Origin of the sequence: Pseudomonas sp. NPDC096950, from assembly GCF_044762525.1 — a bacterium.
Lineage (GTDB): Bacteria > Pseudomonadota > Gammaproteobacteria > Pseudomonadales > Pseudomonadaceae > Aquipseudomonas.
Genome location: NZ_JBIWEL010000011.1, coordinates 1 through 14,485 on the forward strand (window position 1 = coordinate 1; position 14,485 = coordinate 14,485).

Genomic DNA, 14,485 nt, shown 5'->3' on the forward strand with positions numbered 1-14,485 from the left:
CATCGCTGCGATGATCGGTACCACGGCTGCCATGGACATCTCCGGTATTCCTTTCGATGGCCCGATCGGCGCTGCCCGCGTTGCGTTCCACGAAAGCACCGGCTACCTGCTGAACCCGACTTACGAACAACAGAAAGCTTCGAGCCTGGACATGGTCGTTGCCGGTACGTCGGAAGCCGTTCTGATGGTTGAATCGGAAGCCAAAGAGCTGACCGAAGACCAGATGCTGGGCGCGGTACTGTTTGCTCACGACGAGTTCCAGGTTGTGATCAACGCCGTTAAAGAACTGGCTGCCGAAGCTGCCAAGCCGACCTGGACCTGGGCTCCACAGCCAGAAGCCACGGCTCTGCTGGGCGCTATCCGTGCCGAATTCGGCGACGCGATCTCCCAGGCTTACACCATCACCATCAAGGCCGACCGTTACGCTCGCCTGGGTGAGCTGAAAGACCAGGTCGTTGCCAAGTTGTCCGGTGAAGAAGGCCAGCCTTCTTCCAGCGAAGTCAAAGCGGCTTTCGGCGAAATCGAATACCGCACCGTTCGCGAAAACATCGTAAACGGCAAGCCACGTATCGACGGTCGCGACACCAAGACCGTACGTCCGTTGAACATCGAAGTCGGTGTTCTGCCTAAGACCCACGGTTCGGCGCTGTTCACCCGTGGCGAAACCCAGGCTCTGGTAGTCGCGACTCTGGGCACCGCCCGTGACGCGCAACTGCTGGACACCCTGGAAGGCGAGAAAAAAGACCCGTTCATGCTGCACTACAACTTCCCTCCGTTCTCGGTAGGTGAGTGTGGTCGCATGGGTGGCGCTGGTCGTCGCGAAATCGGTCACGGCCGTCTGGCCCGTCGTTCGATTGCAGCCATGCTGCCTGCTGCCGACGTGTTCCCGTACACCATTCGTGTTGTGTCGGAAATCACCGAGTCCAACGGTTCGAGCTCCATGGCTTCGGTCTGCGGCGCTTCCCTGGCCCTGATGGACGCTGGCGTTCCGATGAAGGCACCGGTTGCCGGTATCGCCATGGGTCTGGTTAAAGAAGGCGAGAAATTCGCCATCCTGACCGACATCCTGGGTGACGAAGATCACCTCGGCGACATGGACTTCAAAGTAGCGGGTACCGCCAAAGGTGTTACCGCGCTGCAGATGGACATCAAGATCAAAGGCATCACCGAAGAAATCATGGAAATCGCTCTGGGCCAAGCCCTGGAAGCGCGCCTGAACATCCTCGGTCAGATGAACCAGATCATTGGTCAGTCCCGCACCGAACTGTCGGAAAATGCTCCGACCATGATCGCGATGAAAAACGACACCGACAAAATCCGTGATGTTATCGGTAAAGGCGGCGCGACCATTCGTGCGATCTGTGAAGAGACCAAGGCTTCGATCGACATCGAAGACGACGGCTCGATCAAGATCTTCGGCGAAACCAAGGAAGCGGCTGAAGCAGCACGTCAGCGCGTTCTGGGTATCACCGCAGAAGCTGAAATCGGCAAGATCTATGTTGGTAAGGTTGAGCGCATCGTCGACTTCGGCGCATTCGTCAACATCCTGCCTGGCAAGGACGGTCTGGTTCACATCTCCATGTTGAGCGACGCTCGCGTTGAGAAAGTGACCGACATCCTGAAAGAAGGCCAGGAAGTGGAAGTACTGGTACTGGACGTGGACAACCGCGGCCGTATCAAGCTGTCCATCAAAGACGTAGCAGCAGCCAAGGCGTCGGGCGTTTAATTACCCCCGCGCTTAACCGCTGAACAACAAAACGCCCCGACTGGTTCGGGGCGTTTTGCTGTGCGTCAGAAAATCAAAAGATGGCAGCCTTCGGCAGCGCCTGCGCCGATCCCGTGCAGACGCTGCCGAAGGCTTCGATGTTTGCGTTATGTGCGTAAAAGAGAGGTCTGCCAAGTTGCCGGACCTCGATGCCGGTGCTAGGTTTAGCCCACCGCCCGTGTAGCTCAGTTGGTAGAGCAGCGCACTCGTAACGCGAAGGTCGCAGGTTCGACTCCTGTCTCGGGCACCAAATTCATTCGTCGCCTTGCGGTGCTAATGCTCCTCACTGATACCGCTGTGCATCAGGCCAAACCGACCGGCAAGGAATTCAATGGTGCATTAAAGCGCATGGGATATGAGGACCAGCTGACCGGTCTTATGCCTCAGCGAGTACCCTGCGGCGCCCTGTGTATTTCTTAACAAAGTTGTTGATCGGCTTTTCGACGTACAAATGAGCGGCTATCCCCGCCGCACTGCAAATTGTCAGCATTGCCAGCAGATATATAACTGGGCCTACCGCAAGCGATATGCCTAGTTTGTGCATATAGAAAATGTACAGGGGCGCGACAATTGCGTGAATCAGGTACAGGCTATAAGAAGCATCACCCAGCAGGCTGACGAGCTTGAATTCTTTCACCTTGCCCTCAAGACTGATCGCCGCCCACACCAGCAGTAGTGCCGGAAAGCCCCACTGAACCGCACGGTCCAGACTTGGGATGATGATGCGAATCACGTCTTTCAGTTCGATATACATGAAGATTGGCAGGAACAGGACGATCGTTGTTATCGCCGCGTACGTGTTCATCAGCTGACCGTTTGAAACCATCCTGTAAAGGAACAACCCCAGCAAGAACTCAATAACCAACGGGTTGCAGAAGTTCTGAGCGATCATGCTGTTAGTGGTATTGATTGAACCAAAAAGAATAAAAACGAAAAAGAATCCGAGAATGGCGAACTCGATTGATTCCAGCTTTTGCGCGCCGAGCAACAAGCCGAACGTGATAGCCAGATAGAAAAAGAACTCAACTTGCAACGACCAACCTACGCCAAGGATGGGGGCTCGCTCCCAGTGGGTGAAGGTCACTGACTCAACGAACCACGACCAGTCAACCCGTGAAGGGCTGAAGGTGTACATCAGATCATTGTCTGGATTGTGGATGGCGCCGGACATTACCAGATACGAAATCAGTACCGCCACCGCGGTCACCAGAAAATACATCGGCATAATCCGCGCAATGCGGCGCCAGAAGAATCCGGCCGCGTTGTTCGTGGCTATCGATCCCTGCCTGTATAAGCCACCGAACAAGATGTAGGGCATGATGAAGCCGCTGATGACGAAGAACAGATCGACGCCGAAGCCGCCGACGTTCGTGAATCTCGCAGACACTCCGAAGATTTGCAGATTGGAATGAGCGAACACGACGAGCAGGGCGGCTACACACCGCAGGTATTGGATATTTTTTATCATGCGTCCGTAGCTCGGTGAATTGCGCGAATTCAGGAAAGGGGCGGAGTGTAATCGTGCTTCTTTATTACCGCTATCCGCCCAGAGGAAACACACAAAATACACTGGTTAGTACATTGGATTTAATGCTGTTCGATAGTACCAATGAATTCAGTGCTTTTTGGGATAAATGCGACTCCTGTCTCGGGCACCACCGCCGCTGTTATTTCACCTTCCGGCTCAGGTCTTCGACCGTGCGTTTGAGCTGATCCAGTTGATTGTCCTGATCACTGACTTCTCGCTTCAAATTCGACAGATCGCTGGAACTTGAGCTGGAACTCGATCCGGCGCTGCGCTTGAGGTCTTCCACTTGACTGGAGAGTTTTTTCAGGTCGTTGTCCTGATCACTGACGGTGCGCTTGAGGCTGGCCAGCTCGCTTGAGCTGGAACTTGAGCTCGAGCCGTTATTGCGCTTGAGGTCTTCCACCTGGCTCGAGAGTTTTTTCAGGTCTTTGTCCTGTTCCTCGACGGTGCGCTTGAGGTTGGAGATTTCATTGCTGCTCGAGCCGGAGCTTGTGCCGGTGTTGCGTCTGAGTTCTTCGATGAGGCGCGCTTGGTCGCTGACGGTTTTCTTCAGGGTGTCGATTTCAGCCGTATTGGTTTTAACGGTGCCCTGTAGCTTTTCCAGTTCATTGACATCCAGATTGGTTCTGACCAATACGGTTTTGCCGTACGAGTTGTGGGTCGCAGTGAGGGTGTCGTTGTAAGAAGGGTTGTCTGAGCTAAGCTCGATAGCCTGAGCCGCATTGGCCAGTGCCAGGTTGCCGAGCAGCAGGGCGGCCATGCCGGTTGCGAACAGGGTAGACGAACGCTTTGGGAAATTACGCATCACCTGAGTTCCTTGTGAAGTGCCTATATGGCACATCGCTATGACTTCCGTTTTCGAAACATGTTCCTGAGGGCCATACAAAATGAACGGCGGCCGTTTTTTTGTAGATTTGATGTAAACATGCATATAAATCGTCAGCCAAAGGTCCTATATTCGGTGCTTGCACAAGCACCACCGAAGCAGTTTTCAGATGATCCCGAATGGTTCTGAAGGCCAGACAAACCGGGCTTTACGCGGTTTTTTGCGTCAGAGAGATCCTTGATGATCCAGATCCATCTTCCATTCCCCAGATCAGCGAGAACGCCATGACTGTTAAAGAATTGACCCAAGAAGCCAGACACGAAGAAGCGCTGAAGAAGTACCTGCTGGAGTCGCCCCAGCTAGCCGATGAGATCAAGGACCTGCCGGCCGATGATCAGAAAGACCAGATTCAATGGGCGTTCGAGGATGAAGCGGAATCCCAGGGTCTGCAGCCTTGGGAATTGACGCTCAAGTACACCTCGACTCCGGAAGAGTTCGAGGCAGCGCGCCTGGTCCTGCACAAGGAAGCGGCCGAAGTGTTGGGCGTCGAGTGGGAAGAGTACTGCGAGATGAATAATCTGGTGGTCTGACCCAGCAAATGTGAAACACCTGTGGGAGCGGGCTTGCTCGCGAAAGCGGTGTGTCAATCGACATCATTGTCGTCTGGCACACCGCTTTCGCGAGCAAGCCCGCTCCCACATTGTTTAATCAGAGGCTGAGGCGCATCGACAGGTCTACAGCCTTCACATCCTTGGTCATCGCACCAATCGAAATGTAATCCACCCCGGTTTCGGCGATCGGCAGCAACGTGCTTTCGTTGATCCCGCCGCTGGCTTCCAGTTTGGCCTTGCCGCCGTTCAGGCGCACCGCTTCGCGCATGTCATCCAGGCTCAGTTCGTCGAGCATGATGATGTCGGCACCGCCCTCCAGGGCCTCCTTCAGCTCCTCCAGGCTTTCCACTTCGATTTCCACGGGCTTGCCCGGGGCAATCTTGTGCGCGGCTTTAATCGCTTCAGGGATGCCGCCGCAGGCCGCGATATGGTTTTCCTTGATCAGGAAGGCGTCGTACAGGCCGATGCGGTGGTTATGGCAGCCGCCGCAGGTCACGGCGTACTTTTGCGCCAGGCGCAGCCCCGGCAGGGTTTTGCGGGTGTCGAGCAGCTTCACCTGAGTCTCGGCGACGAAATCCGCCAGAGACTGCGCGCGGGTGGCCACGCCAGACAGCAGTTGCAGGAAATTCAGTGCACAACGTTCACCCGTCAACAGCGAGCGGGCCGGGCCTTCGAGGTGGAACAGCGCCTGATTGGGTTTCACCCGTTCGCCATCGCGCACTTGCCAGTGCACCGCCACCCGGGGGTCCAGTTGCCGAAAAACGGCATCCACCCAAGCAGTGCCGGCAATGACAGCCGCGTCGCGGGTGATGATGGTGGCTTTGGCCAGGCGTTCGGCCGGGATCAGTTGCGCGGTGATGTCGCCGCTGCCGATGTCTTCGAGCAACGCACGGCGCACGTTGGCTTCGATTTCGGCGGTCAAATCGGCGAGACGTAGATTCGGCATAACGGGCTCCACAAACAAAGTGGCTCGATTATAGGGCCATGGCGCGAAGCAACCCAAGGCATGCCGGGTGCTCGAATCGCTCTGAAACCTGCATTTGGTCGATTCGCGTGAGCATTTGACGCTAAGCCAGGGTCTGCCCTGTACGTCTATTTCAATGTGAAACGTAGAGTCTGCTGGCACAAGCGGCCTGTTTTGCAGATAATCCGCCTTGCATTTGACGTCATAGCTTTGACGTTCCTTTGGGTCCCCGATTATTGAACGACAGCGGGTGGGCACTGTTCCCCGTTGGGCGCCGGCTGTGCAGCTTGCGCAAATCGAACTTTCTTAACGAACCGAAGCATCACCGTTCCAGGAGGCTTGGATGCACAACGACGGGAATGTAGTGCCTTTGCACAAGGCAGCTACCGACCAGGCGACTCACTCGCCGCTCGCCCGCCTGCCTGTGATTCTGCTTCAGGTTCGCGACAAGGCTGCGCAACAGCTCCGGCATGGTTTGCAGGAACTGTTCGATAACGCCGACGACACCCTGTTCGAAATGGCCGACCGGGCCCGCAATGACGTCGAACAGAACATCTTTTTCGAAGCCATGCGCGACTTGCGCCTCAAGCGCAAAAGCATTGAGCGCGGATTTCTTGAACAGTTCTTCGAGGCGTTCATCAGCCTCACGCAATACGACGTCACCCAGTCAGCCTTGCCCCAGGCATTGGCGTTCGATGCCGGCGCAACGTTGCCCAGTGACGACCTGGAGCGCAACGTGGCGGTGGAGGGCATGGTCAGCAAAGTGCTGAACCGCGAGGGGTTCGCCCTCGATCAACTGACCACCCGGCTCAGCGTGCTGTTGGGCAAGGAACTGCTCGAACAGCACAACCCGCTGAGCCCGGCGATGCTGTGTGAGTATTTCCTACAGGCCGGGCGCAATCTGGGCGTCGAGATCAAGGTCAAGCTGATCATCCTCAAACTGTTCGAGCGCTATGTGCTCAGCAGCGCCGATCAGCTCTACGCCGAAGCCAACCAACTGCTGATCGCCACCGGTGTGCTGCCCGAGCTCAAGCCCGCCCCGGCACGCCGCGCCGCTGATCGGGCGACAGCCAGTGCCCATGCCGAACCCGTCGAGGCGGCTGCACGGCCCGGCAGTGCGCAGATAGATGACAGCGTGCAGGAAGTCTTCGCCGCGTTGCAGGAACTGCTGTTTCACGTGCGCGGCAGTGTTGCGCCGACGCTTGAAGCCAGCACCCCGGCCCAGCCGATTTCCACCCGCGACCTGCTGCGCCTGCTGTCGCACTTGCAGCAATACGTTCCGGCCCTGGCGGCTCAGGACGACTTCGACCTGCGCAACCAGCTCGAACAACTGCTGACCCGGGTCAGCGTCAAAAGTGGCAAATCCCGGGTGGTCGGGGTCGCGGATGAAGACGTGATCAACCTGATCGCCATGCTTTTCGAATGCATCCTTGATGACCGCAACTTGCCAGACTCGCTCAAGGCGTTGATCGGGCGTTTGCAGATTCCGATGCTGAAAGTCGCGGTACTCGACAAGAGTTTCTTTAGCCGCAGCAGCCATCCGGCGCGGCGCCTGCTCAATGAAATCGCCGCCGCGGCCATGGGCTGGGGCGAGTGCGACGATCATGAGCGCGACACGCTGTACCTGCGCATCGAGCAAGTGGTGCAACGGCTGTTGAATGATTTTGTCGACGATCCGGCGATTTTCTCTGAGTTGCTCGCGGACTTCCTGGCGTTTACCAGTGACGAGCGCCGTCGCAGCGAATTGCTGGAGCAGCGCACCCGCGATGCCGAAGAAGGTCGGGCCAAGACTGAACTGGCCCGTCAGCGGGTCGAACAAGCGCTGAACGAGGCCTTACTGGGCAAGTTGCTCCCGCAAGGCGTAGTGGCGTTCGTCCAGGACGCCTGGAGCAAGGTGCTGTTGCTGACCTGCCTCAAGCACGGCGATCAGTCCGCCGAGTGGCACGCCGATGTGCAAACCATGGCGCAACTGATCTGGAGCGTGCAGCGCCATAACGAAGCCGATGCGAGCCTGCGTCTGCTGTCGATGGTGCCGGGGTTGCTTAAATCCCTGCGCGATGGTTTGAGTAGCTCGGCGTTCGATCCCTTCGCCACCAGCGAGTTTTTCAGTGAACTGGAGGCCTTGCACGTTCAACTGTTCGAGCGGCCGGCCGTGGCACCGGAGCAGGCTGATACGCCAGTGATGGTCGAAGTGCGCGAGGAAATCGTCCTGCGCACCGCCGATGAAGGCCCGGTCGAAACGGCCTCGGTGCGTTTGCCGGCGGACGATGCAGGCCTGCTTCAGGTCGATCAACTGCGACTGGGTTGCTGGGTCGAATTTCAGGAAGACGAAGAAAACACCCTGCGTTGCAAACTGGCGGCGATCATTGAAGCCACCGGCAAGTACATTTTCGTCAACCGCACCGGCATGAAAGTGCTGGAGCGCAGCCGCACCGGGCTGGCCCTGGAATTCCGCCGTGGCGCGGTGCGCACGCTGGACGATACGTTGCTGTTTGATCGGGCCCTGGAATCGGTGATTGGTAACTTGCGGCGTCTCAATCACGCCAAGTGATCGCGCGCCGAGGGTCTATCGCGGCATACTGGGCGCCAACACGGTCGTCGTTGAAGGAACCTGTATGCAGTTGGACCCCGCGAGCGGTTGGTGCCAGGGCGTAAATATCTGCCCCTCGCCCAACTTCAATGCGCGCCCCTCAGATGAAATCTCCCTGCTGGTGATCCACAACATCAGCCTCCCGCCGGCGCAGTTCGCCACCGGCAAGGTGCAGGAATTTTTCCAGAATCGCCTGGATGTCACGGAGCATCCCTACTTTGAAGGGATCGCTGACCTGCGGGTTTCTGCGCATTTTCTGATCGAACGTGACGGCACGGTGACTCAGTTTGTCTCCTGTCTTGAGCGCGCCTGGCATGCCGGCGTCTCGAGTTTTGACGGGCGCGAAGTCTGTAATGATTTTTCTGTGGGCATCGAACTCGAAGGCACGGATGATCTGCCGTTTACCGATGCGCAATACCTGGCGTTGACGACCCTGACCCGACAGTTGCAAAGCGCTTTCACGGGCATTACCGCACAGCGCATTTGCGGGCATAGCGACATCGCACCCGGACGCAAGACTGACCCGGGACCGGCGTTCGACTGGGCACGCTACCGCGCCGCTTTGGCAAAAGAGGAACAACAATGAGTTTTCTGGTGTTGCTGTTGGCTGTCTGGATCGAGAAATTCTCGGCCCTGCGCCATCGGGTTCAACGTGATGGTGGTTGGGTGCGCGAGCTGCACAAGCTTGAGGCCAACCCGCGTCTGAAGGACCAGCCGTGGCTGGTGTTGATCGTGTTGGTGCTGTTGCCAGTGGCGCTGCTCGGTTTGCTGCTGTTGGTACTGGAGCCCGTGGCCTATGGCTTGCTCGCCCTGCCGGTGCACTTGCTGGTGGTGATTTACAGCCTGGGGCGTGGTGATCTGTTGGGCGGCCTCGGCCCGTTTCGCGACGCCTGGCGCCGGGAAGACCTGCAAGCGGCCGCCCATGTGGCCAAGCGCGACCTGGACATCTGCGCCGACAGTGGCGAGCAACTGCTGGAGCGGGTTCAAGGGCATCTGTTGTGGGAAGCCTACCAAAGCTTTTTCGCAGTGATTTTCTGGTACTTCCTGTTGGGACCGGTGGCTGCGCTGAGCTATCGCTTGCTCGCCCTGGCCGAAGAACACGGACAGAACCCGGCAGTGGTCGAACGTGCCGCACAACTGCGTCACGCCTTCGATTGGGTGCCGGTGCGCTTGCTGGCGGCGAGTTTTGCCCTGGTCGGCAACTTTGTCGCGGTCGGTCGGGTGATGTTGCATGAGCTGCTGAACTGGAACATCAGCGCCGCCCAATTGATCGAAAAGGTCGGGCTGGTGGCCGGGGAAATTCCGGCGCCGGTGGTCGGGCCGGATGGCATCAACAGCCTGGATCGCCTCTGGGAACTGCTGCTGCGGGCGGCGGTGCTTTGGTATGCCGGGTTTGCGTTGTGGACGGTCCTTCCCTAAAGCGTACAACCCGTGGCGAGGGGGCTTGCCCCCGTTCGGCTGCGCAGCAGTCGTAACCCAGCGGATGCGTTCCTGCAGATGAATCGCAGGGGGCGGCTTCGCCACCCAGCGGGGGCAAGCCCCCTCGCCACAAGGGATGTCACCTGCCTCAAGAGCTGCATCCCTGCCGTTAACCTTAAGTTACAAAACCTCCCTCCGATTTGAGCTATACAGAGATAGCGCCCAATAGTGGCTATCTGCTGTATCTGTGCGCCTGCCAATAAAAATAAGAAATCCAAGGGAGACTTCACAGTGAAGAGCTTGCTCTATCCCGCTGTCGCGCTGATGAACCGCCTGAGCTTCGGCATGAAGTTCAGCCTGATCAGCGTGCTGTTCCTGGTGCCGATGCTGGTGACCAACTTCTACCTGGTGCGCGATTCCTATCGTGAATTCCAGGGCACCCGCGTCGAATTGCAAAGCCTCGACCTGTTGGGCAGCAGTCTGACCCTGCGCCGGGATCTGGAAACCCTGAACAACCTCGTGCAAATCAACGTCACCCTCGGGCAATCCGGCAAGGCCGGCGACGTCGAGACCAAGATCAGCGCCCTGGAGCAAAGCGTTCTGACCCGTCTGCAAGGGCTGACAGCTATGAGCATTGATCCGGAACAGATCGCGGTGTTCGATGGCAAACGCGATGAAATGATCGCCGCGTTCAAGGCCCAGCAAGCGGAAAATTCCCTGCAAAGTAAAAGTGCGCTGATCGGCAAGTTGCTCGGCAATGCACAGATTTTCAGCCAGATCATCACCAGTCAGGCCGGCCTGAGCCGCGACACCCAAAGTGACATGCGTCAGCTCAGCGAACTCATCACCAATGTCACCCCGCCGGTGACGCAGATTCTGGGCGAAGGCCGGGCCATGGGCTCGCTGTCGCTGGGGCAGGGCTTTCTCAACTCGGCGTCGAGCACCCGTTTCGACGAATTGCTGGCGCAGATCGAAAAGCTTCAGGCGGAATATGGGCTGAAGCTGCACGACGCGTTGGGCTCCAGCAAAGCCGCGAACGAAACCCTGGCCGCTCAGGCTGACAGCAGCAAGGCGTCCCTGAAAAAGGCCAGCGAACTGTTCGAAGAACAGGTGGTAATGGCCGACACCCTCGATGCGCCGTGGCAGGGGTTTTACGATCAGGTCACCGGTCTGATGGACCAGACCTACCAACTCAATGAAGCAACCCTGAAATTCCTCGGCAGCCAGTTGCAGCAGCGGCTGGAGCAGAACCGCGCCCATATGGTCATGCAGGCCGTGGCGTTGTCGGTGGTGTTTGTGCTGATCTTTTACCTCTATGGCGGCTTTTACTACTCGACCCGCACCACCCTCAAGCGCCTGGGCGCGGTGATGGACAAAGTGGCGGCCGGCGACATGACCGTGACCTTCAGCGCCCACAGCCGCGATGAACTGGGCGAGTTGGGCGAGGTGTTCAACGGGACGGTGAAGAAAATCCACGACTTGATCGAGCGGGTCGGACAGACCGTCGGCGAAGTCGAACGCCAGGCCGGTCAGGTGGAAAGCGTTTCCGCCCAGAGCAACCAGGCCGTAGCCGGGCAGCGCAGTCAGATCGAACAAGTCGCCACCGCGATGAACCAGATGTCGGCCACCTCCCTGGAAGTGGCGCGCAGTGCTGCGGCGGCCGTTAGCAGCGCCCACAGCGTCAACGACGAAACCCTCAGCGGGCGCGGGTTGGTGGAATCCCAGCAGGGCAGCATTGCGGCACTGGCCGGCGAGATTGATCAATCGGTGCTGGTGATCAATCAACTGGCCAGCGACAGCCAATCCATCAGCCGCGTGCTCGACGTGATCAAAAGCATCGCCGAACAAACCAACCTGCTGGCGCTGAACGCCGCCATCGAAGCCGCACGGGCGGGGGAGCAGGGCCGTGGATTTGCGGTGGTGGCGGACGAGGTTCGCACGCTGGCCAAGCGCACCCAGCAATCGACCGAAGAAATCGAGCAGATGATCGCCAAGCTCCACGGCGGGGTTGGCGCAGCAGTCAAAGCCATGGGCGTCAGCCATCAAATGGCCAATGGCACCGTGGGCCAGTCGGAAAAGGTCCAGCAAGCCCTGGAAAATATCCTCGGCGCTGTAGGCATGATCGTCGACCAGAACCAGCAGATTGCCGCCGCCGTGGAACAGCAAACCGCCGTGGCCCATGACATCGACCAGAACATCGTCGAAATCAACCGCGCCGGCGAGCGCACGGCCGAGGGCGCGCACCAGACCGAAAATGCCAGCCGCGCGTTGTCGGCGCAGGTGGTGGAGTTGAAACAGTTGATCAGCGCGTTCCGGGTCTGAAGGCATAGCCCGGATCAAAATGTGGGAGCGGGCTTGCTCGCGAAGGCGGCTGTACATTCAACATTGATGTTGGCTGACACACCGCCTTCGCGAGCAAGCCCGCTCCCACAGGGAATGTGTTCCAACGTCAATACCGAGCAATCCGTAGTACTTATTCCCTTCGTCAGTACGGTATTTCCTGTTTTCCTGCGCGCTCTGGTTTTTGGTCTTCAATGAAGCAAGATCCATTTCTTAGACCTGCCCTGAGGAGGCTCGGTTATGTCTGCCGCTACGATTGGAATCCTGGGCCGCTGCGCCCATTGCCAGCGCACACTGTTGCTTGAGCCCTGGCAACTCAATGCCATCGCGATCAACGAGCCGTTTACCTGTTCCCACTGTGAAAAAGCCCTGCAACTGAACGATCCCAAGCAGATCAAGCGCTTCAAGTCCCTCGACTCCCTGGCTTTGTTACGGGCGAGCACGCTGGTGATGGTCTGCACCGCGCTGCTGGTGGCGTTGGTGATGGAGTGGGTCGGGATGCTCAGCGTTCTCGAACAACTGAATTTTTCGCTGTTGGCGATTTTCGTCTACTTCGCCGTCGTTCGGTATGCCCGGCACCGGCAGCACCTCACCCTGACGCTGGAGGCCGCCAAGGCTCACGTCGACTGATTACCAGTTGAACAACTCGCAGGCATTGGCTGTGCTGACTGCGGCCAGTTGTTCGGGGCTGATCGCCATGATGTCGGCCAGTGCCGAACAGATCGCCGGCAAGTGCGCCGGGCTGTTGCGCTGGCCGGGGAACATGGCGGGCGCCATGTCCGGTGAGTCGGTTTCCAGCACCACCGATTCCAGTGGCAGCTCGGCGAGCACGCGGTGCATGCGCAGCGCCTGAGGCCAGGTCGCGGCGCCACCGAGGCCCAATTTGAAACCGAGCTTGATGTATTCCCGCGCCTCTTCCTTGCTGCCGGCGAACGCATGAATGATGCCGGCGCGTTTCAAGCGAAACCTTTTGAGCGTGGCAATTACCGCTGCGTGGCTACGCCGTACATGGATCAGCGCCGGCAGATTGAAATCCACCGCCAGTTGCAACTGCGCATCGAACAACGCCTGCTGGCGCTCGCGATCGAGGGTTTCGATAAAGTAATCCAGGCCGATTTCGCCCACCGCGCACACCTGTCGATGGCCGGCCAAGCGGGTCAGCCAGTCGCCGAGCGCCGTCAGGTCTTCGGGGCGATGATCCTCCAGATACACCGGGTGCAAGCCGAACGCCGCGTGCAGATCGGGATCGCTCTGCACCAGATCCCAGACCCGCTGCCAATTGCCCCGATAAACCCCCAGCACCACCATCCGCCGTACCCCGAGGGCGCGGCTTTCGGCCAACAACGCCGAGCGATCGGCGTCGAAGTCCGGAAAATCCAGATGCGTGTGGCTGTCGATCAGCTCCACGGCTCAGTCCTGAAGAATGCGCTGCTTGAAGGTCCGTGCGATGGCCTGCACGCCGGGTTGGTAATCCGACTGTTCGATGGCGGCCAGGGCCAGTTCCAACGCTTTGTCGGCGATCAACTGGTGCTGTTGGGCCATGGCGTTGACCGGCAATGGCAGGAAATCCAGCAACTGGGTATCGCCGAACGTACCGAGACGCAGGGGACGAGTCTTGAGCGGGAAGTCATGCAAGGCGTCGAACACACCCTGAAGCAACACGTAGGACGTGGTCACCAGCGCATCCGGCAAATGCCCCAGGCGCTGGAGCAATTCGTCCATTAACTGCTTGCCGCACTCGCGGCTGAACGACTCGCCGTGTTCGATCAGGATTTCACCTTTGAACCCGCTCAGCGCTTCTTTGAAACCGGCGGCCCGTTCCTGGCTGATGCTCAGTTCCGGGCGGGCGCCGATCAGTGCGATTTGCTTGGGCAGCGGTTCGAGCAGGCTGCGGGTCAGTTGCAGGCTGGCCTCGCGGTCGTCACTGATCACCGAACAAAAATGCTCGGGCTCCATGACCCGGTCAATGGCGATGATCGGCATGCCTTTGGCCTGCAACTGTCGATAACTGTCGTCGTCCGTTGGCAGGCAACTGGCGACGATCAACGCGTCGCAGCGCCGGGCACGGAACAGTTTGAGCAACTGCCGTTCGCTGTCTGGCGCATCATCAGAGCTGGCAATCAGCAACTGATAGCCGCGCGCCCGGGCGCCTTGCTCCAGGAGTTTGGCGATCCGTGCGTAACTGGGGTTTTCCAGGTCCGGCAGGATGAAGCCCAAGGTGCGGGTGTGCCGACTGCGCAGCCCGGCCGCTTGGGGATTGGGTGTAAAGCCATGTTGCTCGACCACGGCACGCACACGCTCGACGGTAGCGCTGCTGATGCGTTGCTGTGTGGCCTTGCCATTGATGACATAACTGGCGGTGGTAACGGACACACCGGCCAACTGTGCGATATCACTGAGTTTCAACTCGGGATTTCCTTGTTTTTTCGAGCTTGCCCCGAC

At 58.6% G+C, this 14,485-nt stretch carries 12 protein-coding genes, 1 tRNA gene and 1 pseudogene; 9 read left to right on the forward strand and 5 right to left on the reverse strand.

The annotated features are described in order from the left end of the window. Both pnp and ACIQY3_RS17730 read left to right on the forward strand, forming a co-directional pair. On the forward strand, window positions 1-1,726 hold a 1,726-nt coding region (pnp, locus tag ACIQY3_RS17725; protein ID WP_403021726.1), incomplete at its 5' end, for a polyribonucleotide nucleotidyltransferase. Between the two features lie 213 nt (window positions 1,727-1,939). Continuing rightward, window positions 1,940-2,015, forward strand: a tRNA-Thr gene (locus ACIQY3_RS17730). Window positions 2,016-2,141: 126 nt separating this feature from the next. On the opposite strand, the gene ACIQY3_RS17735 is transcribed toward ACIQY3_RS17730, so the two are convergent. Both ACIQY3_RS17735 and ACIQY3_RS17740 read right to left on the reverse strand, forming a co-directional pair. Further along, entirely contained in the window at window positions 2,142-3,233 is a 1,092-nt protein-coding gene (locus ACIQY3_RS17735; protein ID WP_403021728.1) for an acyltransferase family protein, read from the reverse strand. A gap of 199 nt (window positions 3,234-3,432) precedes the next feature. Beyond that, window positions 3,433-4,224, reverse strand: a complete 792-nt coding sequence (locus tag ACIQY3_RS17740) for a hypothetical protein (RefSeq protein WP_403021730.1) — start codon at window positions 4,222-4,224, stop codon at window positions 3,433-3,435. Window positions 4,225-4,403: 179 nt separating this feature from the next. Here ACIQY3_RS17740 and ACIQY3_RS17745 point away from each other — a divergent pair, with 179 nt between their 5' ends. Then, window positions 4,404-4,709 carry a DUF6388 family protein gene (locus ACIQY3_RS17745; protein WP_213940885.1) on the forward strand — a complete coding sequence of 102 codons (306 nt, stop codon included), beginning with the start codon at window positions 4,404-4,406 and terminating at the stop codon, window positions 4,707-4,709. 118 nt (window positions 4,710-4,827) lie between these two features. Here ACIQY3_RS17745 and nadC read toward each other — a convergent pair whose 3' ends face one another. After that, window positions 4,828-5,676, reverse strand: a complete 849-nt coding sequence (gene nadC, locus ACIQY3_RS17750) for a carboxylating nicotinate-nucleotide diphosphorylase (protein WP_403021733.1) — start codon at window positions 5,674-5,676, stop codon at window positions 4,828-4,830. Between the two features lie 361 nt (window positions 5,677-6,037). Between nadC and ACIQY3_RS17755 the strand changes: the two genes are divergently transcribed. The 6 genes and pseudogenes from ACIQY3_RS17755 to ACIQY3_RS17780 all read left to right on the forward strand — a co-directional run bounded on the left by ACIQY3_RS17755 (window position 6,038) and on the right by ACIQY3_RS17780 (window position 12,673). Then, the gene (locus ACIQY3_RS17755; protein WP_403021735.1) at window positions 6,038-8,245 is read left to right on the forward strand and encodes a DUF1631 domain-containing protein; all 2,208 of its coding nucleotides are present in this window, start codon (window positions 6,038-6,040) and stop codon (window positions 8,243-8,245) included. Window positions 8,246-8,309: 64 nt separating this feature from the next. Beyond that, complete coding sequence (gene ampD / locus ACIQY3_RS17760) at window positions 8,310-8,870, forward strand: 1,6-anhydro-N-acetylmuramyl-L-alanine amidase AmpD (RefSeq protein WP_403021737.1); 561 nt, start codon at window positions 8,310-8,312, stop codon at window positions 8,868-8,870. Further along, window positions 8,867-9,703: a regulatory signaling modulator protein AmpE gene (gene ampE, locus ACIQY3_RS17765; RefSeq protein ID WP_403021739.1), complete on the forward strand. Its 837-nt coding sequence runs from the start codon at window positions 8,867-8,869 to the stop codon at window positions 9,701-9,703. Before ampD ends, ampE begins: the two co-directional genes overlap by 4 nt. A 1,266-nt stretch (window positions 9,704-10,969) precedes the next feature. Next, window positions 10,970-11,167, forward strand: a pseudogene (locus tag ACIQY3_RS17770) (HAMP domain-containing protein); the annotation flags it as partial. A gap of 153 nt (window positions 11,168-11,320) precedes the next feature. Continuing rightward, window positions 11,321-12,025 (forward strand): methyl-accepting chemotaxis protein, encoded by a 705-nt coding sequence (locus ACIQY3_RS17775; protein ID WP_403022014.1) that lies wholly within the window; start codon window positions 11,321-11,323, stop codon window positions 12,023-12,025. Between the two features lie 258 nt (window positions 12,026-12,283). Next, on the forward strand, window positions 12,284-12,673 hold the full coding sequence (locus ACIQY3_RS17780; protein ID WP_403021740.1) for a hypothetical protein: 390 nt from the start codon (window positions 12,284-12,286) through the stop codon (window positions 12,671-12,673). Here ACIQY3_RS17780 and ACIQY3_RS17785 read toward each other — a convergent pair whose 3' ends face one another. Both ACIQY3_RS17785 and cra read right to left on the reverse strand, forming a co-directional pair. Next, on the reverse strand, window positions 12,674-13,450 hold the full coding sequence (locus ACIQY3_RS17785; RefSeq protein ID WP_403021742.1) for a TatD family hydrolase: 777 nt from the start codon (window positions 13,448-13,450) through the stop codon (window positions 12,674-12,676). It abuts the gene before it with no gap. A gap of 3 nt (window positions 13,451-13,453) precedes the next feature. Continuing rightward, window positions 13,454-14,449 (reverse strand): catabolite repressor/activator, encoded by a 996-nt coding sequence (gene cra / locus ACIQY3_RS17790; protein WP_403021744.1) that lies wholly within the window; start codon window positions 14,447-14,449, stop codon window positions 13,454-13,456. Between the last annotated feature and the right edge of the window lie 36 nt (window positions 14,450-14,485).